This window comes from Streptomyces sp. P5F9 (genome assembly GCF_057961495.1).
Genome location: NZ_JBXVPZ010000078.1, coordinates 1 through 22,018 on the forward strand (window position 1 = coordinate 1; position 22,018 = coordinate 22,018).

Consider the following 22,018-nt stretch of genomic DNA (forward strand, 5'->3'; position numbering starts at 1 on the left):
GAGTAGGCGGGGTCGGCGGCTTCCTGCGTTCCCGGGTCCCGGGTCCCCCGGGGTCTCGCGTTCCCGGATTCCCGCGTTCCTGGTCCGAGGGGTCATCGGTCCTCCGGCGGCAGCTTCCCCTCGGTCGCCAGCCGGGCGAGGGCCTCGCGGCTGCGGGGTACGGTGTCATGCCAGTTCAGCATCGCGACTGCCTGGTGTCGGGGACGAACCCGAACCGGGCGTACCGCTCGGCGAGTTCCATCGCCCACGGGGTGACGAGGGTGTCGTCGTCGACGCACATGCCGAGCCAGGTGAAGACCTCGCCGGCGATCCAGCCACTGATCCACGTCACCCAGCGCCGGACGAAACGCGCGGCCTCCTCGCTGTCCGGGTCCCCGGGTACGCCGGGGATGTTGAGCAGCGCGCACTCGCGGGTCGCCTCGGTCATCCGTTCCTCGGTGACCAGGCTCGCGTACGGCATGAAGTCCCGCAGCACCGTGCGGACTTCGAGCCAGGCGGGCGGGTCCTCGTCCTCGTCCTCGTAGCTGTGCCAGGAAGGGGCGGGGACCGGGTCGGGTTCGGGGGCCGTGGGTGCGCAGGCCTCAAGGATCGCGCGGGCGCGGGCGATGTTGTCGGCGGTTTCCGGGAGTTCGGCGGGCCACACGAAGCCCGCGTCCCAGCTGTAGGGGAGGTCGCATAGGGCGGTGGGCAGCAAGTGGCGCTCGTCCTGGGCCGGTTGGTGTGTGCGGGCCTCGTGACCAGGGCGGTTCACCAGGGGATACTCCGCAGGCGGCGGTCCCACCACCAGCGTTCGGTCTCCGTGTGGTCGCCGGGCTCCGTGCCGTTCCGGAACTCGTCGTCCAGACGGGCCAGCGCCGCACACAGGCGCTCGGCGTGTTCGGTGTCGGCCTCGGCCACCAGTCGCACCAGGTCGTCCCGGGCCCGGAGATCGCGCTGGAAAAGGTCCTCACGGTAACGCCCTGAGGGGCTCCACCCAGTGCTCAGACGGCGGACGAGCCGTTCCCATACACGCAGGCAGTAGTGGACGCGGCCTTCCACGCTCGCCGTCGTCCCCGTCGGATACGTGGCCAGGAAGGCGTCGGCGACGGGGGTCTCGATGTGCTCACCGTCGAGCACTTCGGGGAGGTTCTCCACTCTGGCCCGCGGAAGGTCGGGCACGTGCTCCTCCACCACGTCCACCCGGTACGTCGTGTCCTCGTCGGAGTCGATCGTCTCCAGACGGCATCGCACGGCCCGTCCGTCCGGCACCGCGACCCAGTAGGCGCTGTCCAGGACGAGGTCCGGCGAGGGGTAGAGAACCGAGGTCGCCGTCCGGACCGCGAGCCCGTGTGCGAGATCCGCCTCCGTGCGGGCACCCGCCGTCCCGTCCTCGACGTAGAGGTCGAGTTCCAGCGCCACGTCACCGGGCGGCAGCACACGGTAGGTGCACAGGACGGGGGCGTCCCAGCGCCGCGCCTCCTGGTCTCCGTCCGTATCGGCGACATCGACCGCTACCAGCGCTACGCCCAGCAGATCCGCCAGCGCCCCCCGCAGGATCGTCGCCTCGACTTCCATGACGGTGAGGAGATTCGCGATCACTTGTACGTCCCGTCGTACACCTGCTTCGCCTTCGCCACCTTTTCGGGGTTGTTGACGAACTTGGGGTCACGCTGGAGTTGCTGCGACTTGCTGAGGTCGCCCTTGTTCCGGACGATCTCCTTCAGAGCAGCGTATTCAATGCGGTCCATGTCGACCAGGCCAGGGCCGGAGACCGGGAAGACCGTTCCATTGTCCTCGACCCGGTACTTGCGACCGTTGATCTCGTAGGTGTTTCCGTCGGGCGACAGCGTGGCACGGTTCTTCGCTATGCCTTCGATGTCCGCACGGACCAGATCCTCGTTTCCCCGAAGGATCACCGTGTTCGCTTCCCTGACCTGACCACTTCCGGCTCCGCTGATGGTGTGCCGCTTGTTGGGGAACCTCAACGTCTTCCCGCGCGCCGGGCCGGCGACATCGTCCCCCGCCTCCCACCGGTCCGCCGCCTTGTCGGCCTCGTCCGCCTGCTTGCGAGCGTCCTCGGCCTCCTTCTTGGCCTCCTCGTCGCAGCCGTCCTCGGCGAGGACGATGTAGGGGGAGCCGCCGGCGGCCAGCACCGTGGAGCCCGTGCCGGGAGCGCCGGTGAGGGTGCCGGGTGTATCGGGGCCGTTGCCGTCGTACGGAATGCGGCGGCTCGGTGCGCCGATCGTGCAGCCGGTCTTCTCGGCCTTCTTCTCCGCTTCCTCGGCGGCTTCGTCGGCTTCCTTGGCGGCCTTGTCGGCGCCCTCGACGTCGCCTGCCTTGGCCGCCTTCTTCGCGTCCTCCGCGGCCTTGGCCGCCTTCTCGGCAAGTTCGCCGAGCTTCCCCAGCTTGCCGATCTTGCCGAGGTCGCCGACCTTCTCGACGATCTTCGCGCCGTCGTAGCCCGGGATGAAGAGGGAACCGACGTTCCAGAGGACGTGGGTGACGGCGCGGGTCTTGTCGCCGTTGTTCCAGTCCTTGGCGACGTCGTCGCCGATGAACACGTCGTAGAGAACCGTGCCACCGGTCTTGACGGAGGCACCGGCCCAGTCCCACAGGGCGCCCCCGTAGTCGCCGTCGGACCACTTCTTGCCGGCGTCCTTGGAGTTCTTCGACCAGTCGTCGCCGAGCTGTTTGCCGTAGTCGCCGATGCCCTTCAGGGTGTCCATCGGGTGGCGGACCATGTCGTAGATGCCGGTGAGGTCGCCCCAGACGCCGTCGACGAAGAGGCCCTGGCCGACTTGTTTGACCTGGTTGCCGGCGCAGCCGAAGAAGGCGCCGACGCCGGAGAAGCAGCCGTCGTCGTCTTTCTTGTCGTCCTTGTCGTCCTTGTCGTCCTTGTCGTCGGCGGGGGCGGGAGCTGGCTTCTTGTCGTCGGTCTGGTCCGGGTCGGTGGTGGTGGTTGTGCCGGTGCCGGTTCCAGTGCCACCTGTGGTGCCGGTGCCGCCTGAAGTTCCGCCGTTGCCATTGCCGTTGTTGCCGGCGTTGTTGTCGCCGGCGGCTGTGTCCGTGTCGTCGCCCGTCGGAGCGGGGCAGGCCATGCCGGTGACCTTGCAGACCTCCGACTGGATGCCGGTGAAGATCTGCGTGCCGAGGCCGCTGACCAGCAGCGCGGTGATGATCGCGGCGACGATGGCGATGAACCCGGCGTACTCGACCGCCGTCTGCCCCTCGTCCCGGTGCCAACGGATCAGCCGGGACAGGGAGAACGGCCGGCGCTCCACGCGGTCCAGTTCGGCGAGCCCGTACCACTGGCGGCTTTCGGGACGGGACAGGAAGAAGAGGATGAGGATCGGGAGGAGCAGCTGAAGCCCCCCGCGGGCGGACCCGGAGACGAGGTTGACGACCCCGCCGAGGATCAACCAGCCTTGTACGGCGACGAGTCCACGCCGGACGCGGGTCCCGCCCTCCCAACTCCGCCGGGCGAGCCACCAGCCGAGGGCACCGGGTGCTGCGGCGTACGCGACGAGGGCGATCACCTGTCCGTCGAGGGCGTCGTACGCCCCGGCGGTCATCAACAGCCCGAGCCCGCCGACGAGGGTGACGGCGAAGAGGGCGTGCACCAACACCAGCGCGGTGGCGAGCGGCACGGGCATCTTCCGACGCCCGCTCAACTCACCTTGCCCGCCCGGTACTTCGGGCACTCCTCCGATCGAGGCCATGGTGTCTCCCCCGTCCCCCGACGTCGCTCACAGCACGACAAGACCTTGCAGAGGTTCCAGAGGTTAGGGACGAGGCGGGTGCCCGAGATGGGCCCGTGGACCCAAATCGGTACCCAGATCGGTAATCAGTACCGAGATCGGTACCCAGACGCCTCGTGAGGGCCCGGTTTGCTCGGGCTCAGGCCGCCGTCCCCCGCTGGCGGCTTTCGAGTGCCTTCGCGGCCTTCCGCCTCCCGGAAGCCAGGACGTCGATCGGGGTGCCGGCGCCCTTGCCCGGGGTGTCCTTCCAGACACGGATCTTCTCGACGACCGCGGTGAGCCTTGTGTCCGCGGGCTTCACGTCGATGGAGAACAGCGACTCGTCCGGCCGGCTGTCGTCGCCACCCCATCGGACCACGCCGTCGAGTTCGGCCAGGATGTCGCGGATCACCAGGAGCTGGGGGGAGAAGAACCCTCCCCTCGACCCGGCCGGATAGGAGCCCGGGCGGATCTGTACGGCCGTGCCCGAAGCCTGGTTGGACTCGGTGAGCTCCTTGTTGACCTCGCTCGGGGCCCGCCAGCCGATGACGTCGCCCTTGCGCAACTCGTCGACCTCGTAGTGGAAGCGGCGGATCACGTGGACCAGGACCGCTTCCACGTCACCGACGCAGATGTCGATGGAACAGCCCGTGCCGGGGACCGGGCGCGTCCACACCGTTGAGATGTCGTTGGTCTTCTCCATCAGCTCCCACCCGTTGAGGGAGGTGGGTCGCGCGGTGTCCTCGGCGTCAGGGGCGGTGTCCTCGGCGACGGCGGGAGCCGCCGTCAGGAACCCGCCGGTGAAACCGGCCAGGCCCAGAACTGTCGTGCTCTTTACCGCCGTGCGTCTCGTGATGTGAGCCATCCCGCTGCATCTCCCTTTCGTTTCACTTGTTCTCGTCACTTGTTCTCGATGAAGAACATCAACGCCACCGTGGGAAGAAGGACCAGCAGTGAACTGGCCGTCCAGTAACGCCGTTTGACGGCGTCCCGCTTTCGGCGCATCGCGAGGTTGACCGGAATCCACAGCCCCAGGAACGCCGCCCACATCGGTACCAGCACCAGCAGCCAGGGCAGCATGCCGTCGTTCTCCGTGGGTTCCCGGCGTGTGATTCCCAGGCCCGCGAGGGGGTAGTTCACCGCGAACAGCACGAGGGCCCAGACGGGGATCACGGCGACGATCCCCAGTACGAGATTGACGACGACGGGGGCTGTCCACGTCCGGCGGGCCGAAGGTGCTCGGGCGGAAGTCTCGGGAGCAGTGCGGGAGTTCATAGATTTCGCACGATCTTGTAGTACTTCTCCAGTACCTGGTAAAGGCCGCCGACCTGTCTGCCGTACTCCTGGGCGGCGTCGTTGGTTCCGTTGTAGCGCGCCAGGATCGCCTGGGAATCGGCGTCGCTCGTGTCCAGGCCGGGCCGGGAGAGGCCGATCTGGTACGCGTTGTAGATCGTCAGGTAGGCGGCCGTCTTCACGTTGTACACCGGATCATCGTGCAGTTGGGTCCACACGTCGGTCAGGTTGCCCGCCGTCCCCGGGACCAGCAGCGTGCCGTTGATGATTCCCTGCTGGACGCAGTAGTTCCGTGCCTCGATGGCGACCCAGCCGAAGATCTGTCCCCACCCGGTGCTGCAGTCGTCCTTCAGGCCGTTCTGTACGGCGAGATCCGCGACGGGGTCCAACGGGTTGAACTTGCGCAGCTCCCAGAGCACCGGGGCCTGGATCAGCGCCTTGCGCAGTTTGAGCTGGCGGGCGAGCGAGGTGAAGAGCCAGTCCGCGCCGACGACCAGATCGAACGCCTCGCTGTTGGATATTCCGCCCAGGGTCGCCCAGTCGCTGTCGGTCCAGCCGTCTCCGCCGGTTTCGGGGACCCCGATGGATTCCAGGTAACCGCGCACTTCCTGCAGCATGGCGTCGCGGTAGGTGTCGTCGAACTCGGTGTCCAGCCCGTCGGTGTACGAGCTGGGGTCGAAGGTGTTCTGGCCCACGTCCCGGCCGGACGCGACGTTCTTGTCGATCTCGATGGAGCCGGTTCCCGACCCGACGGCGACGGTGGCGATCTGGTCGAAGGCCCAGTTGTTGGACAGGGGGTATCCCAGGTTCCCCGAGAAACCGCTCGACATGTCCGAGACGAAGCTGGCGTCGGCGTAACCCGCCACCATGGCCCGTGAACACACGTTCCGCGGACCGTAGATGCCGACCAGGTACCGGGAGTTCTCCTGGATCACCCGGTAGATCCCACGGAAGTGCGGAAGGACGTAGTCGGTCACGTCGGCGTCGAGCGCGTCGTAGTCGACGGCGAAGTAGATGCGGGTTCCGTCCTTGAAGCCGTGGTACTTGGCCCACTCGATCGCGTCGTAGGCGTCGTACGTCCCCTGGGGGTAGTTGAAGTACGCGTTGCTGCCGCCCCACGTCTGGTAGATCGGGAAGCAGCTCAGTCCGGCGTCGGCGATGGTCGCCAGTTCGCCGGGCTTGATCACCTTGTCCAGGGTGGTGTTGGGAACGTTGGACAGGTAGCGGCCGACGTACTTGTAGCCCGCCGCTTTGAGGGCCGCCGCCCTGTCCGCGGTGACGGTGGTGACGCAGTCGCAGGCGGTGCCGGGACGGGACTGGTCACCGTAGGAGACCAGCAGGGACGCCCAGGTGGGGAAGTCGGCGTTCGCGGTCTGGGGAAGTCCGACGTAGGCCTGGAAACTCGTCGTCTCCGCCGCCAGCGCGGAGGTGTACGAGCTGGAGAACACGGTGCCGGTGCGCTGGTTGAGGATCAGGGCGGCCGAATAGAGGGACACCCAGGCACCGGAGCTTCCCACCGTGAGGGTGTGGGCCTTGATGCCCGCCTGGGTCGCCGGGCCGAAGACCCCGTTGGCCACTCCGTCCGCCAGGCCGGTCTCGTACTGGATCGCGTACAGCATGGACTTCGCGACATCTCGGGAGTGGTGGCCGTCGCAGGGGATGATGAAGAAGTCCGCGCGGTTGACGTAGCGCCCGTTCAGCCACTGCTGGATCGAACGGATACCGGCGCTGCCCGCGCTGTCCCCGTAGTCCACCAGCACATAGGGGTCCATGTTGAGCAGCGCCTTGAACACCTTCGGCGTCACGTCGCTGCCGGTGTAGACGCCGGCCACACCCATGTCGGATTTCAGGTTCGTCACGGCGGCCTCGACGCGCGAGTTGTAGGTGCCGTCGATCTCACCGCCGTCGTAGCCCTTGCAGTAGAGGCCTGACTGGATGATCCGGCAGAAGTTGGCGGAGGGGACCGTCGAGGCGTTCAGTTTCGGGTACTTCGACGTGAGCGTGCTCAGGGTGGTGGGACCGAAGGTGTCGGACAGCGCGGTGATTCCCAGCTCGTACTGGAGCGCCCGGGTGAGGGCGTACATCGTGTTCCAGCCGGTCTTGCCGTCCTCGTCGACCGTCATGCCGATAACGCTGCCGTACGTTTCGTTCACGAATCTCTGTGCGCGCTCCACTAATTCGTCAGCCATGAGTCCACTTCTCCTGTGGTCGCTTCTGCGGTGGTCGCTTCTGCGGTGAGGCGACAAAAGAAGAGGCGTAAGCCGCACGTTCACTGTGGCCGTTCGACCGCTTGAAACGAGATCGGCTTCCGCCTCATGTCAGTCCAGCCGGTGCTAGCAGCTGTAGCTTTCCTTGCCGTTGACGAGATAGTCGGTTTCGGGCTCGGCCCCCGGACAGGCCTGCAGATACATCCAGTTGGCGCCGCCGGGCAGGGAGGCGTCGATGTAGGCCAGGGTGTTGTAACTCCCGCCGCACACCGTCGAAGCGGCGGCGACGGCCTGCGGGTTCGACGCGGCGGCCTCGGCGGTGGCGCTGTCGGCCACCGAAGCCTGAGTGGTCAGGCCTAGGAGAACAAGCGCCGCGAAGGACACGGCCGCTAATCGCCGTATCATGGACAGGGAACGCACAGATTCCACTCCTGTCGTGTTCCACTGCGCGGCATCCCGGCTATGTGGCGGGTAACCTGGGCCGGGATGCCCGCAGTTGAGGTGATATCGCATTCAGGGATGTTCGCGTCACCTGTGGAAGTACCAGCGAATGAGCTTCTCATGGCCATCCTGGAATTGGCCAAGTCCGGTGCACGACGAAACAGCCCGATTGGTTCGTTGTAGGCGGCCACTTGGAACGCACTCGTGATTACATCGGTATGAAATTCGTGCACAACCAAAAGCGGCGTTCAAGCGTCTCGGGGCAGTTTTTCGGCGGTGTGCGCGCTGTCCACCAGGGCTGTTTCAAAGTCCGGTCGGTCAGGAGAAGTTGCCGGTCACGGCGCGGCGACGATGCTCCCGAAGGCCGCTTCGAACGGACCGAGGCTCCCGTCGTGGACGGACGGCCTTGCCAGTCACCGTTCGGAACCGGAGCCTCGATGTGCCGTCAGCCTGATCGACCTTCACCGGAGCGGAGGCCGAGGCCTCGGTGCCCGGCGGGACGCTGGGGCTCGGGGTGTCGTCGGCGTGCGCCGCGACCGGGTCGCTCGTAGGCCCCTCGACCGGAGATCTGCCTGAGTACAGGTACTCAGGCAGATCTGGTGGCCGATACGGATGGGGCCCGTGATGAGGTCTCGCTACTGTGCTTCTCGACGGGCGGTGTCGCGGTCGCGCGTTCACAGCATCTCGGCGGCGCACTACGGGACTTGGGGGCCACGCATGGCGTGGGAGGGGCAGAGACGTGGGGTTTGACTGGGAGGCGGCCGTGGGCGTCCCGCCCCGCCCCGGTGATGCGGGAAGTGCCCGCATGCAACTGGCGAACCTCGACGGCGGAGCGGGCGGCAGCACCGCGACCGGGGGCGCGAGCGGCACTGAAAGCGGCGGCGACGCCGACCTGCGGATCAGCAAGACGCCGTGGACGAGCGCGTCCGGCGTCGCGGACGAACTGCGCACCGACACCAACAGCGGTCTGACAGAGCTCAAAGAAGCCGACGTCGGTCTGGCGAGCGGCACCAAGGGGTTCGACTGCACGACCGCACTGAACGAGACGCGCGCCACCTGGGAGGCACGGCTCACGGCGGTCCGTGACGAATGCGGCCGACTGCACGGAACCCTGGCCAGCACCGGGAAGCACTTCGGCGAGGTCGACCACCAGGTCGCGAGTCGGGCAGGCGGCGTCCGGACGGGCAGCGTCCCGGACTGGGCGAGGTGACGACGGTGCCCACCTGGCAGCAACTGCGCGACCTGAAGCTGTCCGAATACCGGAACGCAGCCGATGGCTGGCGCAACGTCAGCCACCGCGCCGACACCGCCCGCCTCCGAGTCGACCGGGAGATGACCCTTCCGGTCAGGTCCACCCAGAAGGGCGAGACAGCCACCGCAGCGGCCGGTGACCTGGATCGGCTCAGCCGCAACTACCAGTACGTCCATGCCGAATGCGGCCTCGTCCGGACGGCTCTGGAATCCCTCGCCGCCGGCCTCGAAGGGCCTCAGCGAACACTGAGCCAGGCCTTGCAGGACGCCGAAGCACTCACGTTCACGGTGAACGAGGACGGTTCGGTCACGTATCCCCCGCCCGTCTCGGAGGACGGCACGTCGACGGTCCCTTACGGTCCGTACGTCCCGGGCACGGAACCGGTGAGCCCTTCCCTTCCGTTCGCCCCGGGTGCGGGCGGCGGCACGGCACGGGCAGGCGCCGCGATCCCCTACCTGCCCGGAAAGGGCGAGGGCGGCGACAATCCCAACACGGCCAAGGCCGAGGACATCGCCGAACGCATCGCGAACGCCGTGCGCGCCGCGGGCCAGATCGACGCCCGCTACGCGCCGGTGCTCCGCAGACTCAAGGCCCCCGCCGGGCTGGACGTCACCGACGACATGCTGGTGGACGCCGCCGCGGACATGAAGGCCGTCCGCAAGGCAGTTGGCGGTTTCCTCGACAAGAAGAGCATTCCGCACGGTGCCACCCCCGCCGCGAACAGGAAGTGGTGGGACAGCCTCACCGCCGACCAACGCGACGAGTACGCGACGCTTTATCCGGCCGAGATCGGCGCGCTCGACGGCTTGCCGTCCGAGGTTCGCGACACCTCCAACCGGATGGTGCTGGCGGAGACCCGGGCACAGGTGTGGCAGCGGTACGAGCACCTGGGGCCCGAGCCGTCCCACTACATCCAGGCCGGTGATCCTCCCACCACTGTCGTCAACCCGATCTGGCGGCAGTGGCAGGAGAACGGCGGCCTGCGGCTACGGTCCCAACTCAAGGGAATGGACGCGGTCCAGGCCAGACTGGACGCGAGCGGCGCGCCCGGCGAGAACGGTGAATCCGGCCTGCCGCAGGCGTACCTGCTCGGCTTCGACACCAAGGGCGACGGACACGCGATCATCGCCAACGGGAACCCTGACACTGCGGACAACACGGCGGTGTATGTGCCGGGGACGGGGTCGAAGCTGGAGAACGCGAGCGGTGACATCAAGCGGATGACGGAAGTCTGGCAGAAGGCCCATACGCAGGCTCCAGGCCAGTCCACCTCCACCATCACGTGGATCGGTTACGACGCCCCGCAGAACATCCTCACCGACTCCCCACGGGCGAGCTACGCCTACGACTCCGCGCCCAGGCTGAACAACTTCCTGGACGGCCTACAGACCGCCCAGGGCGGCGCCGACGCCAGTCACACGACGGTGATCGCGCACAGTTACGGCACCACCGTCGTCGGCGCAGCCACCAAGGAACACCACATCGCCGCCGACGACATCGTGGTCGCGGGCAGCCCGGGCATGCTGGTGGGCGACGCGAGCGACCTGGGCGTGGGCAGCGAACACGTATGGTCCGAGGCCGCCGGTGACGATCCCGTGCCCTACATCGGCAAACCGTTCCTCGGCGGTGAGAAATGGGGTGTGGAGACGTACCACGGCGTTCCCTACAACGCCGGTTACGTCACGACGATCCCGTCCGACGAGGCCTTCGGGGCGCATCGGATGGACGTGGACACCAGCGGACACAGTGGATATTGGAACGATGGGTCGTTGTCATTGCAGAACCAGGGTGCGGTTGTTGTTGGCAAATACCGGCTAGTCAAGGAAGCAGATTGAGCCCGATCACGACCCCTTCATCGCGACGCCGCATGTTCTCCGCTGTGGCCCTTGTCCTGCCCCTCCTCGTGACGGGATGCTCGAAAGACGTGAACGACAACAATGTTCCCGATTCCGGAAGTTCTCATCAACCGACCACCCTCGCATTGGACAAGGCCAGAACGAAGGCCAACCACGTCTCCAGCCAGATTCTCGACATGATCGGCATCAAGGATGGCCAGTTGGCCGGAGGAGGGGCAGGCGTTTCCGAGTGCGACGAGGACCCCGAACACCTCTACCTCATGCGCCACCCCTGGTCGATCTACCAGGTGTCCGAGGCCAAGCTGAAACAGGGTTTCCAGCGCTTGAAGGAAAGCCTGCCCAAAAACGGCTGGAAGATCGTCGACTACGGCCCCAACAGCAGCAAGGCAAAGATTCTGGAACTCACGGCGGACTCGAAGACCGAGCCTTTCTCGGTGAACGCCCAGCTTGTCGTGTCGACTCCCACCAACCCTCATGAGTCGGAACCCATGATCCTTGTCGACGTCGTCTCCGGCTGCTACCGCGCCCCCGCAGGCACCGACCTCAGCAAGGAGTACTGACCGGCGTCGGTGCGGATCGCGCCGTCCGCACCGGCCTTCATAGGTTGGGCCCATGGGACTCTTCGACAAGCTCACCGGCACCCAGCACCCGCCAGAAGGGGTGTCGCCGGTCCCGAGAGAGGACCTGCGGGCGGCGCTGCTCGGCCTCAACCAGCCCGAGGTTCCGTACGTCATCCGTTACGGCGGCGGTGAGCAGTGTGACCTGCTCGCGGAGTGGCGGTTGACGGAGCCCGCCTGGCGGCAGGTCTTCGTCCGGTCCGAGGTCAGTCACGCCGTGCGGATCCGGATGCGGTTGGAACACAAGGAACACGAGGTGCGCGCTCTTGAGGAGCAGTGGGAGCTCAGCAGGGTCGGAACTCCGACGAGACTTCAGGTGACGTCGGAGTACGCGCGAGGGCCGAGCCGGATCGTCAGCCGCCAGTGGACCGTCGGACGTGGGGTCGGCGGTCGCCTGGAGACGACGGAGACCTTCCGTTTCGACAGCGCCCAGATGCGCGAGCCGCTGCGCGACACCGTCCTCAAGTCCGGCTGGACCTGGCGGGGAGTGGTCTTCGGCAAGCTGTGAGGTCATCGGCCGCGGTGCTCAGCCTGGCATCAACCCCACCGATCGAGTCCCGCCCGGCCCGGTCGCTCAGGCCACATCCTCGCCAAAGGGGATTTCCAACTTGAGCGGTGCGGGTGTCTTTGCCGGTGCCTGCTGGAGGGGCCCTTCCCTGTGGAAGTGTGACACTTCGGCGAGAAGTGTCACACTTTCGCGCCTCACCCCCCTGGCACGGGGCATCCCCGCGCACCCCTCAACTTCGAAGACGCCCATCCCCGCGGTCGTCGGCCTCCGAGTCCGGCGGGCCCAGGCGTGCGCCACGCGACTCGGCTACGCGTACGGCGTCGGTCAGGCACTCGGCAAGCCGGATGGCCACGTATCGCACCTCGGCGTACGGGGACATGGGGTCGTCCAGCACCTTCCCGGCACCGCCCAACACGTCAGCGGCCAGGCCGAGTTGTACGGCCTCCACCTCGTCCGCGAGGCGCGACAGGTACCCGCCCTCGCTGTCGGTCGACAGATAGCAGGGCTTACCTTCCGGCGACGGCCACGGCAGTAGACGGAGGGGCTCGACGGTCCCCACCGGTTCCGTCAGTTCCCTCTTCTTCATCGGCCTCACCACGCTGCCGCCTCCGTCGCACCGACCGGATGCCGGTCCAGTTCGATCCCGAAGTCGGCGGCCACCACGACCGCGAGGCGCCGACACCGCCGATGGACGAGTTCCCGCTCGTGGGCGACGAGGTAGGGACGGACCAGGTGAGCTTCGCTGCCGTCGAGGGGGACGTCGAGCCCGTAGCTGGAGCGGTGGGCGGGAAGCGAGAGAGAGGAACGCCCGAAGGGCGCCGCCGGTACGGCGATGGGGCGCGTGCCGGCGCGATGAGTTCCCGTGCCGGGGGCGAGCAGGCGGCTCAGCCATGCGGCGAGGCGGCGGATAAGGTCGTGCATGTCGACCTGCTTCCTTCAGGTTGGCCATGCCCCGGGGCCCTGCCAGGCCGCCGGGGTCTGTGCTGTCGTGCATTTTGCCTTAGGAAGCGTTAGGTAGCAATAGGAAGCATACGGTTGCACCCGCATGTGGTAGGCCGCTACGAGGCGCCTTAGCTTGCAGGCATGGTTGATGACCGCGAGTGGAGACCCGACCCGACGAGTCATGTTTACGTGTATCTACAGGTCGTGCATCACATCGCCGAGCAGATCCGCTCTGGGCGTTTACCCGAGGGAGCCCGACTTCCGGCCGAACGTGACCTCGCCGAGCAATACGGCGTTGCCGTCAACACCGTCCGCCGGGCTGTTCGGGACCTTCGCGATCAAGGCCTTGTCATCACTGTCCCCATCAAGGGCACCTTCGTCCGCGCTGACAAGCCGTCCGCCGACGCCCCCGCCGAGATCGAGAGCACCGACTGACGGCCGTCCACGTCAGCTCTCCGTGCGCGGGAACGTCACCTCGACCCTGCGGTTCTTCTTGCGGCCGGCCTCTGTCGAGTTGTCGGCGATCGGGTACTGCTCGCCGTAGCCGCGTACCTCGAAGGTGATGTTCGGGTTGTTCAAGTCCGAGTCCAGGACTGCCTGTACGGCGTCGGCGCGCTGCTTGGAGAGGATGTCGCCGTGTGCGGACGAGCCGAGGTTGTCGGTGAAGCCGAAGACGCGGACCGTCGACGCGTTCTGCTTCTTGATCTCCTCGGCGATCGCGTCGATACGGGACTTCGCCTCGGCGCTCAGCTTGGAACTGTCCTTGCTGAAGAGGACCTCGGCCTGGAGGGCGAAGGTCACGTCCGAGTTGGTGTCCTCACGGCGTTCCTCACCGCCCTGGTCCTCCACGACGGACTTGATGTCCAGGACCTTGGGGTCGGCGAGCGTCGCACCTTCGGGGAGCTTCAGGTCCGGGTCGTTCGGGTCGACCTGCACCGGGGCGGAGGCCGAGGCCTCGGTGCCCGGTGGGACGCTCGGGCTCGGGGTATCGTCGGCGTGCGCCGCCACCGCGCCGACGATATTCGCGGCGACCATGATCGTGGCGGCGGTCACGACCAGAGCGAGACGGGGAGTGGTGGTCACGGCCGCCTCATCCGGAGATCTTGATCGTGGCGACGGCGAACGTCGGTAGCTCGAAGGAGACCTCGGTCGTGGTCGTCGGCGGCGCCGGGAACTGCATGAAGACGGCCAGTTCGTCGCCCGACTTGATCGTCGTGAAGCCGGTCGTCGTCAATGGGCGGCCGTCCGTGTCGCGCAGCACGTAGTAGCGCTTCTTGCCCTTCGAGTCGACGAGCGTGGCGCCGCCGAGCGACGGACCGTTCCTGATGACCTCGGTCTCGTTGCCGCTCAACGCCGCCGGGACCACGACGCTTTTGTCCGCGTCGTTCCTCAGAGTGCCGTTCACCGTGACGAAGCCGCCGGAGTCCCGTGTGGCCGAAGTGATGTCCAGGATCAGCCCGTTCGAGCCCTTCACCTCGGCCAAGGGCGCGTCCGACTGGCCCTCCTGAGCACTCGGATCCGATCCACCGCTCTTGGAGGCCGACGCCGGCGTGTCCGGCTTCTTGTTGTCGTCGCCGCCACCCCCGCAGCCGGCCACGCCGAGGGCCAGACCGGCCGCGACAGCCATGGCGACCATCCCCCTGCGGGCCGTCGAAGTGAACCGAATGCTCATGACTCTGCTTCCCTCATCACTCGTCGTTCGCTTGTCAGTCGGCCAGGTGGACGTCGAAGAGGTCCTCGGGTCCCGGTAGATCCAGATCGGTGAGATGGAGCGGGTCCAGATCCCAGTCCTTGCCGTCCTTGCAGGTGAGCTTCGGCAGCACGTTGTCCCCGGCGCCCTCGCCGGGGAGTTGGAACGTGCAGAGCGGCTCGATCACGGCGGTGGCATGGGCTGTCGAGTACTTGTCCTCCGTGCCCGGGACGATCGAATCTCCGACCGGCTTGTTGGTCTTGACCGCGACCGTGAAGCTCAGGGGCTCCGTCTGTGTGCAGCTGTCCACACCGGCGTCGTTCTGCCCCGCGAGCTCGTCGGCACGCCCGCACGAGGGGGTAAGCCCCTCCGCGATGCCGTCGAAGATGTCCTGCCACTTGGTCGGGTCGAGTACGTCCAGCTTCCACACGCCTGCAAGTTGGTCCCGGGTGTCCTGGGCCGCCGCGAGCGCCGCCGCGTCGGCGGCAGTCTGAGCACCGCTCCGGTTCACCGCGGCCTGGCCGACCGCGACGTAGGCGAACGCGAGGAAGAGCAGACCCGCCACCACCGTGATGTAGATGGGGAAGGCCTGCCCTGCGTCGCTGTACCTACGGCGCCGCATCAGCCGCCGGTGACTTCGGAGATCTTGTTGTTGATCGCGTCGAGGATCGACTGGCCGATGGACGTACCCGTGATCGCCAGCACGATCGCCACCACCACAGCGATGATCCCCAGGTACTCCACCGCGGTCTGCCCCTTGTCGCTGCGGGCGGCGCGGGCCTGAAGGTACGTCACGGTGGTGTTGATCCAGTTGCTCATGGTGTTCCCCTCCGAGAGACTCGATCCCGGCTTCCTCGTCGCCGGTGCCGCTTTCGACATGAGAACGGTATGCCCGAACTACGGGTACGCCAGAGGGCCCCAGGGCCCAAAATCGGGCCCAAATGGAGTTCAGTCGGGTCCCCCGTCGCCGCGTCACCGGTCACCCCAGTCCTCGGGCCGAACCCGGCGCCGTACCAAGCCACTTGGCCGCGGCCTCGGAGCGGCTGGTGCTGTGGAGTTTGGCGAAGATGCGGTTGATGTGGTTCTTGACGGTCTTCTCGGAGATGAAGCAGGTGGCGGCGATCTGCTGGTTGGTCATGCCGGACGCGATGTGGTCCATGATCTCCGCCTCCCTCGCGCTCAGTTGGAACCGTGACCTGTCCAAGGATGACTGTCTCACGGATGGTTGCAATTGCGAAAGGGCATGCGGTGAATTCGGCTGGGGATGGGCCACCGAAGGCTTTGTTCCGTTTGCAGCCGCACCTAGTTGAGAGTCGTATGAGCCCAGGCCCTCGGGCAGGGAGGGGCCTGTCCGCTCCTGTCGCAGCTGCGCGAGCAGTGCGCCCGCCGCCGATGGCGTGAAATGGGCCCTGCCCTGCCTGATGTCCCTTACGGCGGCGACCAGTTCGTCCGCCGTGAACTCGCCGTGGACCAGATAACCGCCCGCCCCGCGCCGCAGCGCCTCCTGGACGATCTCCGACTCACTGCTGTACGTGAGCATCACGACCGGCGCGATCCGCACCAGGTACGGCAGCGCCGAGATGCCGTCCACGCCCGGCATGCGGACGTCCAGGAGGACCACGTCGGGGCGGTGGAAGTGGGCCGCCTCGTACGCCTCCCGGCCGTCCGCCGCCTCCGCTACGACCGTGATGTCCGCGCGGCCCGACAGCAGGGCCGTCAGGCCCGCCCGGACCACCGGGTTGTCGTCGGCCACGACGACCCGGAGGGCTGAAGTCGGGGCCGGTTGCGGGAAGTTGGCGAACGGGTTCGGTGGCGGCTGGGGAGCGCCGGGGTGGGGCGTCGTCTGGTCCGGCATGGCTGCCTCCTCTCAGGTCTCTCAAGTCGCTTGTACGGGTGGGGGGATGGGTTTTTACGTCGTTACGTCGTCAGGGCTCCCAGCGGGAGTTCCAGGCGGACCTCCGTGCCCGCGTCGTGGCCGCCCCGGCCGATGCGGATGCGGGCGCCGACCGACGCGGCCCGTTCGACCATGCCGACCAGGCCGAAGTGGCCTGCCCTGCGCAGCTGTTCGAGGGTGGTGCCGGGCGGCAGGCCGCGGCCGTCGTCGTAGACGCTGATACGGAGGAGGCTGTCGTGGACCCCGGCCTCCACGTCGACCTTCGTGGGGGTCGCGTGGCGGTGGGCGTTCTCCATCGCTTCCGTCGCGATGGTGAGGAGCTGGCGGGCCACGGCGGGCGGAACCGGCGGTACGCCGTGTTCGCCGGTCGGGCGGTAACTCGTGGGCAGCCCGGTCCTGGTGCTGAAGTCCCTTGTGCGGGCGGCCAGTTCCACCAGTACGTCCGTGCCCTCGGCCGGGTTGGACTCGCGCCGCAGGTCCGCCAGGAGTTCACGGGATTCCGCCGCCGCCCTGCGTGCCGAGCGGGCCACCAGCTCCGCCTGCTGTCGGATCAGCGTCGGGTTCATGTGGTCCGCGCCCGCCGAGCCCGCCAGGCCGTCCGCCGCGAGGGCCACGCCGTGCAGGGTCTTCGCCACCGAGTCGTGCAACTCCCTTGCCAGCCGTGCTCGTTCGGCTCCCACCGCCTCCGTTACGGCCAGCCGGGCCTGGACCGTCGTCAACGCCGTCGTGGCTTCGCCGAAGCGGAGCATCAGGTTGCGCAGGGTCACCCCCACCGCGCCGGCGATCACGCACAGGCCGGGGAGCAGGAAGCTCTGCGCCACCGCCCTGTGGGCGTCCGCCGCGGCGGTCTGCGCCAGCACCAGGATCACCGCCTGGAGGCTCGCGAAGCAGCCGGCGCCTCGCCAGCCGTAGACGATGCCGGCGAGGAGGGGGGTGCAGACGCTGACGTAGGCGAGCGTGCTGGTGGGCCCTGCCGAGATCAGGAGGAGGGAGCCGAAGAGGGTGTCCACGGCCAGGAGGGAGGGGTGGCGCAGGAGCAGGGGGCCGAAGCGTTCCCAGTCTCTGAAGAGGACGTAGGAGGCCATGAACGTGACTACTACGGCTGCGCCCACCAGGCGGGTGGCTACGCCGGGGGTGGCGTTGACCAGGGCCGAGGGGGCCGCGAGGGCGATCATCGCCAGGCGGAAGCCGAAGACCTGCCTGCACATTGCCTGTAGGGCGCTGATCTGGATGGGGAGGGCCACTTCCCGGCCTTCGGCCGGGATTTTGCTCCCACCCGCACCGCCCGTGCGGCCATCGTCGTCAGGTGCCGGTGGCCCCTGTGGAGCGCCCTCGCCGTCGGCGGCCAGCCGTTCCATACCCGGCTGCTGCGGCGGTGCCGGTACCCCCGACAACCTCGCCCGCGCCGGCGCCCATCCCTCCGGCAGCGCCGGCGTCACCGTCGTCACCGGAATATCCGTCGCCCCCGACCGCACATGATCCGGCAGCACCGTCCCGGCCGGTGGTGTCGTGATCTCCGGTGGTCTGGGGCGGCGTCGTAGCAGTCCCGTACGTTCGCGTTCGTCCGTCGTCGCCATCGTTCAAGTCGCCCCCGTCCGTCCCTACTTGCCGGTGATCGTGCTGAAGTCCGTGCCGGAGCCGAGGAGAAGGCCCGCGCCGAGGAGCAGCATCGTGGCCGGGACCATGAACGTGGTGATCATCATGGTGGCCTTGGGGACCGCGCGGGCCGCCTTGCGGCGGGCGTTCTGCGCGTCCGTGCGGCGCATGTCCTTGGCCAGGGAGACGAGGGTGTCGACGATCGGCGCGCCCAGCTCCTCCCCCTGCTGCAACGCCGTGACGAACATGGCGACCTGCTCGCTGTCGTTGCGTCGCCGGAGTTCCGTGAAGGCGGCGCGGCGGCTCATGCCGAGGTCCATCTGGCGGAGGGTGATGCGGAGTTCGTCCGCCCACGGGCCCTCGTACTTCGAGGCGACGCGGTCGAGCGCCTGGCGGAAGCCCAGGCCCGCGCTCACCACCACCGCGAGCACGTCGAGGAAGTCGGGCAGGGTCCGTTCGATCACGTCCCTGCGGATGCGGATCGCCGACCAGATGCCGACCTCCGTCCAGAACGCGCCGAAGGCGAACAGGATGACGGCGACGATGTAGTGCCCTTCGAGCAGCATCAGCAGGCCGCCGAAGCCGCCGAGGAAGCCGTAGACCGCCCGGCGGGCCGCGTAGCGGTCGATGGTCAGGCCGCCGGGGTTGCCCGCGAGGTCTATCTTGCGGCGGTACTTGGCGACCAGCTTCGGGCCCATCAGGCGCAGCACCATCGGGGCGTAGCGCATGCCCATGCGGTCGATGAGGGAGTCGACCGCGCCGGTGCGAGTCGAGCCGACCTCCAGGGCCAGGACGAGGTCGCTGGGGAGTTTCGCGTCGGCGCGGTACATGCGGATACCCGCGAAGACGCCCCACACGCTGAGGCCCATGACCAGTCCGAGGACGAGTGCCACCATGTCTGCTCTCCTCCCCTCAGACGTCGATGCGGGACAGGCGGCGGATGAGGACGAAGCCGACCGCGTACAGCCCGAACGCGATGATCACGCAGGCCTGGCCGATCGGGGAGCCCGTCATCCGGTCCAGGGCACCGGGTTTGACGCCGTTCATCAGGAAGAGGGCGCCCACGCCCATCACCGGAACGGCGTACGACGTCATGTTGACCTGGGAGAGCTGGGTGCGGACCTCGCGGCGGGTCTCCTTGCGTTCCTCCAGGGTCTCCGTGAGGTTGCGCAGGGCGCTGACCACCTGGCCGCCCGCCCGGTTCGAGAGCACCAACGTCGTTACCAGGACGACGAGTTCGCGGGACGGGAGGCGGTCCGCCAGTTCGCTCAGCGCGTCGTCCATGGAGGCTCCTACCGCCAACTGGTTGGCCACCTTGGCGAGTTCCTCCCCGGCCGGTGCCTCCAGTTCCTCCGCCGCCATGCTGATCGAGGTGCGCAGCGCCAGGCCCGCGTGGGTGGCGTTGGCCATGATGCGGGCCAGTTCGGGGAGTTGGTTGATGAACTTCTCGATGCGCTTCTGGCGCTGCCAGTTGAGGAACTGGATCGCCACCCCGATGCCCAACAGGCCTGCTATCGGCCCGAAGAAGGGGGCGAGCGAGGCCTGTCCGATCAGCCAGAGGGCCGCCACCGTGGCCAGCATGTAGACGAAGAACTCGCCCGGTGTCATGTCCAACCCCGTTGCCGCAAGGCGCAGTTCGAGCTGCCGGCCGAGCCGGGTACGGCGCAGTCTGCGGTCCAGGTCGCGGAAGCGGCGGACGCGGCCCACCTGGATCTGGCCGGTCGAGGAGAGGCGGTCGACCAGGGCCGCGCGCTGCGCCTTGCCGGTGGCGTAGGCGTGCACGCCGGCGACCCCCAGGACACAGGTCAGCAGGGTGACGCCGGTGGTGAGCGTGACGATCGTCTGGAGATCCATGGGTCGGTCCCTACCTACTGGCTTCTCTGAGGGCGAGCTGTTCCGCGGTGTGGGCGACGCCGAAGGCCTGCGGCAGGGGCTGGCTCGCCATGTAGAGCCGGTCGGCGGTGCGGCGGGAGAGCGGGAAGTACTCGAAGGTGCCGTAGACCCGGCCGTCGGCGGAGATGGGCTGCGGGCTGAAGCGGGCCACCGTCGCCAGCCGGTACGGCTCGCTGCCGTGGCTGTCGAGGAGGGCGATCTCGGTGATGCGGCGGGCGCCGTCGGCGAAGCGGGTGAGCTGGATGATGACGTCGATGGCGCTGTTGATCTGGTCGTGGAGGGCTTCGAAGGGGATCTCCACCTCGGACATGGACGCCAGCGTCTTCAGGCGCATCAGCGCGTCCTCCGCGCTGTTGGCGTGGACGGTCGCGAGGGAGCCGTCGTGGCCGGTCGACATCGCCTGGAGCATGTCGAGGGATTCGCCGCCTCGGACCTCTCCTACGACGATCCGGTCGGGGCGCATGCGCAGCGAGTTGCGCACCAGGTCGCGGATCGTGACCTGGCCCTTGCCCTCCACGTTCGGCGGGCGTGCCTCCAGGCGGATCACGTGCGACTGCTGGAGCTGGAGTTCGGCCGAGTCCTCGATGGTGATGATGCGCTCGGTCTCCGGGATCAGGCCGGAGAGCGCGTTGAGGAGCGTGGTCTTGCCGGTGCCGGTCGCGCCGGACACGATGATGTTGAACTTCGCGTGCACCAGGCCCGCGAGGAGATACAGCATGTGCTCGTCCAGCGAGCCGAAGCCGACCATCTCCTGGAGCGTGAAGGAGCGCGGGAAGCGGCGGATGGTGAGCGTGGCGCCGGTCAGCGACAGCGGCGGGATGATCACGTTGACGCGTTCGCCGGACGGCAGTCGCGCGTCGACCATCGGATTCGACTCGTCCACGCGGCGGTTGACCGTCGACACGATCCGCTCGATCGTCTGCATCAGCTGGTCGTGCGAGGGGAAGCGGAGCGGCAACTGCTCGACCCGGCCGCCGCGTTCCACGAAGATCGCGTCCGGGCCGTTCACCATGATCTCGGTGATCGACGCGTCTTCGAGGAGCGGTTCGAGTATGCCGAGGCCGAGCGCCTCGTCGACGACCCGGCGGATCAACTGCGAGCGCTCGACGGTCGAGAGGACCGGTCCCTCACGGCTGATGATGTGCCCGAGCACCCGCTCCAGCCGGGCCCGTCGTTCGGCGGCGGCCAGCGCGCTCATCTCCGCGAGGTCGATCTCCTCCAGGAGTTTGGCGCGGTACGAGGCGACCATGTGGCCGTCCTCGCCCCGATGGCCGTTCTCCTCGGGATGGTTGACTCGTTCCCGCAGGCCCATGAGTGCTGTGCTCCTTGCTCCGCGTTCAGTGGTCGAGCGGCATGGTGGCGGTCTTGCTGGCCGTGCCGAAGTCCCAACCGGGCACGATCGACGGGATGTTCACGGTGGAGGTGACCTGGACGGACCTGCCCAGGTCGGCCCGGCTGCAACTGGTGCCGCCCGCCAGGAATCCGCTGACCGCGTCCTTGCAGTCCTGTGCGTAGTTCTGCTCCAGCGAGGCACTGCGCGCCCCGGTCCTGGCCGCCGTACCGGCCTGGATCGCGGTGTACGCGATCAGCCCGAGCTGCACTCCCGCCATGGCGACGAGGATCAGGACCGGGATGAACCCGAGGTACTCGATGGCGACTTGGCCACGGTCCCGCCTCCCCTTCTCCCTCCTGTCCTTCCGCATCTCAGTCCTTCGCCTCCTCTACGGCGCCCGCGTGGCCGTGCACCGTGAAGGGGAAGCCGATCGCGCCCGGGAAGAGGACGGGCACCTTGAGGTCGACGTCGGCCGTGACGAAACCCGTGCCTTGGCAGGTCACCGTGGCGTCCCCCTTCCACGCACCGTCCAGCTTGTCGAGGCCGGCCTGTTCGCAACCGGCCTCCCGGTCTCCCGGGGCGGCGGCCGTCCCCGCCCGTACCGCCTCGTCCGCAGCATTCCCCGCGAGCGTGAAGGTGTACCCCACCAGCACGAACTGCCACATCAGCACCAGCGTCAGGATGATCAGCGGGGTCATGCCGAGGAACTCGATGGTGACCTGGCCCCGGTCCCGGCCCCTGTCCCGCCCGTGCGCAGAGATCAAAGACATACGCATCCCC

Annotated in this window: 25 protein-coding genes; 5 read left to right on the top strand and 20 right to left on the bottom strand. The window is 67.8% G+C overall.

Going from position 1 to position 22,018, the window contains the following annotated elements; translation table 11 throughout:
* Positions 1-175: 175 nt before the first annotated feature.
* The 7 genes from AC31A1_RS15615 to AC31A1_RS15645 all read right to left on the bottom strand — a co-directional run bounded on the left by AC31A1_RS15615 (position 176) and on the right by AC31A1_RS15645 (position 7,552).
* Positions 176-751: a hypothetical protein gene (locus AC31A1_RS15615; RefSeq protein ID WP_489653895.1), complete on the bottom strand. Its 576-nt coding sequence runs from the start codon at positions 749-751 to the stop codon at positions 176-178.
* Positions 748-1,578 carry a hypothetical protein gene (locus AC31A1_RS15620; protein WP_489653896.1) on the bottom strand — a complete coding sequence of 277 codons (831 nt, stop codon included), beginning with the start codon at positions 1,576-1,578 and terminating at the stop codon, positions 748-750. Before AC31A1_RS15620 ends, AC31A1_RS15615 begins: the two co-directional genes overlap by 4 nt.
* The gene (locus AC31A1_RS15625) at positions 1,575-3,698 is read right to left on the bottom strand and encodes a hypothetical protein (protein ID WP_489653897.1); all 2,124 of its coding nucleotides are present in this window, start codon (positions 3,696-3,698) and stop codon (positions 1,575-1,577) included. The genes AC31A1_RS15620 and AC31A1_RS15625 overlap by 4 nt, the downstream gene beginning before the upstream one ends.
* Before the next feature lie 178 nt (positions 3,699-3,876).
* Entirely contained in the window at positions 3,877-4,581 is a 705-nt protein-coding gene (locus AC31A1_RS15630; protein ID WP_489653898.1) for a hypothetical protein, read from the bottom strand.
* Positions 4,582-4,616: 35 nt separating this feature from the next.
* A complete protein-coding gene (locus AC31A1_RS15635) occupies positions 4,617-4,991 on the bottom strand; it encodes a hypothetical protein (protein WP_489653899.1) in 375 nt (124 codons plus the stop codon).
* A complete protein-coding gene (locus AC31A1_RS15640; protein WP_489653900.1) occupies positions 4,988-7,132 on the bottom strand; it encodes a glycoside hydrolase domain-containing protein in 2,145 nt (714 codons plus the stop codon). Before AC31A1_RS15640 ends, AC31A1_RS15635 begins: the two co-directional genes overlap by 4 nt.
* A 210-nt stretch (positions 7,133-7,342) precedes the next feature.
* Positions 7,343-7,552 (bottom strand): hypothetical protein, encoded by a 210-nt coding sequence (locus tag AC31A1_RS15645; RefSeq protein ID WP_489653901.1) that lies wholly within the window; start codon positions 7,550-7,552, stop codon positions 7,343-7,345.
* Positions 7,553-8,462: 910 nt separating this feature from the next.
* On the opposite strand from AC31A1_RS15645, the gene AC31A1_RS15650 reads away from it, so the two are divergent.
* Genes AC31A1_RS15650 through AC31A1_RS15665 form a run of 4 tightly spaced genes read left to right on the top strand, consistent with a single transcriptional unit; the run spans position 8,463 to position 11,890 of the window.
* Positions 8,463-8,867 carry a hypothetical protein gene (locus AC31A1_RS15650; RefSeq protein WP_489653902.1) on the top strand — a complete coding sequence of 135 codons (405 nt, stop codon included), beginning with the start codon at positions 8,463-8,465 and terminating at the stop codon, positions 8,865-8,867.
* Positions 8,868-8,872: 5 nt separating this feature from the next.
* Positions 8,873-10,744, top strand: coding sequence for an alpha/beta hydrolase (locus tag AC31A1_RS15655; RefSeq protein ID WP_489653903.1), 1,872 nt, complete (start codon positions 8,873-8,875; stop codon positions 10,742-10,744).
* Complete coding sequence (locus AC31A1_RS15660; protein WP_489653904.1) at positions 10,741-11,325, top strand: hypothetical protein; 585 nt, start codon at positions 10,741-10,743, stop codon at positions 11,323-11,325. Before AC31A1_RS15655 ends, AC31A1_RS15660 begins: the two co-directional genes overlap by 4 nt.
* A gap of 52 nt (positions 11,326-11,377) precedes the next feature.
* A complete protein-coding gene (locus tag AC31A1_RS15665; protein WP_489653905.1) occupies positions 11,378-11,890 on the top strand; it encodes a hypothetical protein in 513 nt (170 codons plus the stop codon).
* Positions 11,891-12,119: 229 nt separating this feature from the next.
* Here the strand turns inward: AC31A1_RS15665 and AC31A1_RS15670 are convergent, their stop codons facing one another.
* The gene (locus tag AC31A1_RS15670; RefSeq protein ID WP_489653906.1) at positions 12,120-12,476 is read right to left on the bottom strand and encodes a hypothetical protein; all 357 of its coding nucleotides are present in this window, start codon (positions 12,474-12,476) and stop codon (positions 12,120-12,122) included.
* Between the two features lie 5 nt (positions 12,477-12,481).
* Positions 12,482-12,811: a hypothetical protein gene (locus tag AC31A1_RS15675; protein WP_489653907.1), complete on the bottom strand. Its 330-nt coding sequence runs from the start codon at positions 12,809-12,811 to the stop codon at positions 12,482-12,484.
* A 162-nt stretch (positions 12,812-12,973) separates the two neighbouring features.
* Between AC31A1_RS15675 and AC31A1_RS15680 the strand changes: the two genes are divergently transcribed.
* The gene (locus AC31A1_RS15680) at positions 12,974-13,267 is read left to right on the top strand and encodes a GntR family transcriptional regulator (RefSeq protein ID WP_489653908.1); all 294 of its coding nucleotides are present in this window, start codon (positions 12,974-12,976) and stop codon (positions 13,265-13,267) included.
* Between the two features lie 12 nt (positions 13,268-13,279).
* Here the strand turns inward: AC31A1_RS15680 and AC31A1_RS15685 are convergent, their stop codons facing one another.
* From AC31A1_RS15685 to AC31A1_RS15735, 11 genes are all read right to left on the bottom strand, one after another.
* Positions 13,280-13,867, bottom strand: a complete 588-nt coding sequence (locus AC31A1_RS15685) for an OmpA family protein (protein ID WP_489653922.1) — start codon at positions 13,865-13,867, stop codon at positions 13,280-13,282.
* A gap of 55 nt (positions 13,868-13,922) precedes the next feature.
* The gene (locus AC31A1_RS15690) at positions 13,923-14,504 is read right to left on the bottom strand and encodes a hypothetical protein (protein WP_489653909.1); all 582 of its coding nucleotides are present in this window, start codon (positions 14,502-14,504) and stop codon (positions 13,923-13,925) included.
* A gap of 34 nt (positions 14,505-14,538) precedes the next feature.
* The gene (locus AC31A1_RS15695) at positions 14,539-15,144 is read right to left on the bottom strand and encodes a pilus assembly protein TadG-related protein (RefSeq protein WP_489653910.1); all 606 of its coding nucleotides are present in this window, start codon (positions 15,142-15,144) and stop codon (positions 14,539-14,541) included.
* On the bottom strand, positions 15,144-15,341 hold the full coding sequence (locus tag AC31A1_RS15700) for a Flp family type IVb pilin (protein WP_489653911.1): 198 nt from the start codon (positions 15,339-15,341) through the stop codon (positions 15,144-15,146). Before AC31A1_RS15700 ends, AC31A1_RS15695 begins: the two co-directional genes overlap by 1 nt.
* Positions 15,342-15,501: 160 nt before the next feature.
* Entirely contained in the window at positions 15,502-16,377 is an 876-nt protein-coding gene (locus tag AC31A1_RS15705) for a response regulator (RefSeq protein ID WP_489653912.1), read from the bottom strand.
* A 62-nt stretch (positions 16,378-16,439) separates the two neighbouring features.
* Positions 16,440-17,993: a sensor histidine kinase gene (locus AC31A1_RS15710; protein ID WP_489653913.1), complete on the bottom strand. Its 1,554-nt coding sequence runs from the start codon at positions 17,991-17,993 to the stop codon at positions 16,440-16,442.
* Positions 17,994-18,017: 24 nt separating this feature from the next.
* The gene (locus AC31A1_RS15715) at positions 18,018-18,908 is read right to left on the bottom strand and encodes a DUF5936 domain-containing protein (protein ID WP_489653914.1); all 891 of its coding nucleotides are present in this window, start codon (positions 18,906-18,908) and stop codon (positions 18,018-18,020) included.
* A gap of 16 nt (positions 18,909-18,924) precedes the next feature.
* Positions 18,925-19,866: a type II secretion system F family protein gene (locus AC31A1_RS15720; RefSeq protein ID WP_489653915.1), complete on the bottom strand. Its 942-nt coding sequence runs from the start codon at positions 19,864-19,866 to the stop codon at positions 18,925-18,927.
* 10 nt (positions 19,867-19,876) lie between these two features.
* On the bottom strand, positions 19,877-21,217 hold the full coding sequence (locus AC31A1_RS15725) for a TadA family conjugal transfer-associated ATPase (RefSeq protein ID WP_033285200.1): 1,341 nt from the start codon (positions 21,215-21,217) through the stop codon (positions 19,877-19,879).
* 25 nt (positions 21,218-21,242) lie between these two features.
* Positions 21,243-21,608 carry a TadE/TadG family type IV pilus assembly protein gene (locus AC31A1_RS15730; RefSeq protein ID WP_329349597.1) on the bottom strand — a complete coding sequence of 122 codons (366 nt, stop codon included), beginning with the start codon at positions 21,606-21,608 and terminating at the stop codon, positions 21,243-21,245.
* Between the two features lies 1 nt (position 21,609).
* Complete coding sequence (locus AC31A1_RS15735) at positions 21,610-22,014, bottom strand: TadE/TadG family type IV pilus assembly protein (protein ID WP_489653916.1); 405 nt, start codon at positions 22,012-22,014, stop codon at positions 21,610-21,612.
* Positions 22,015-22,018 lie beyond the last annotated feature (4 nt).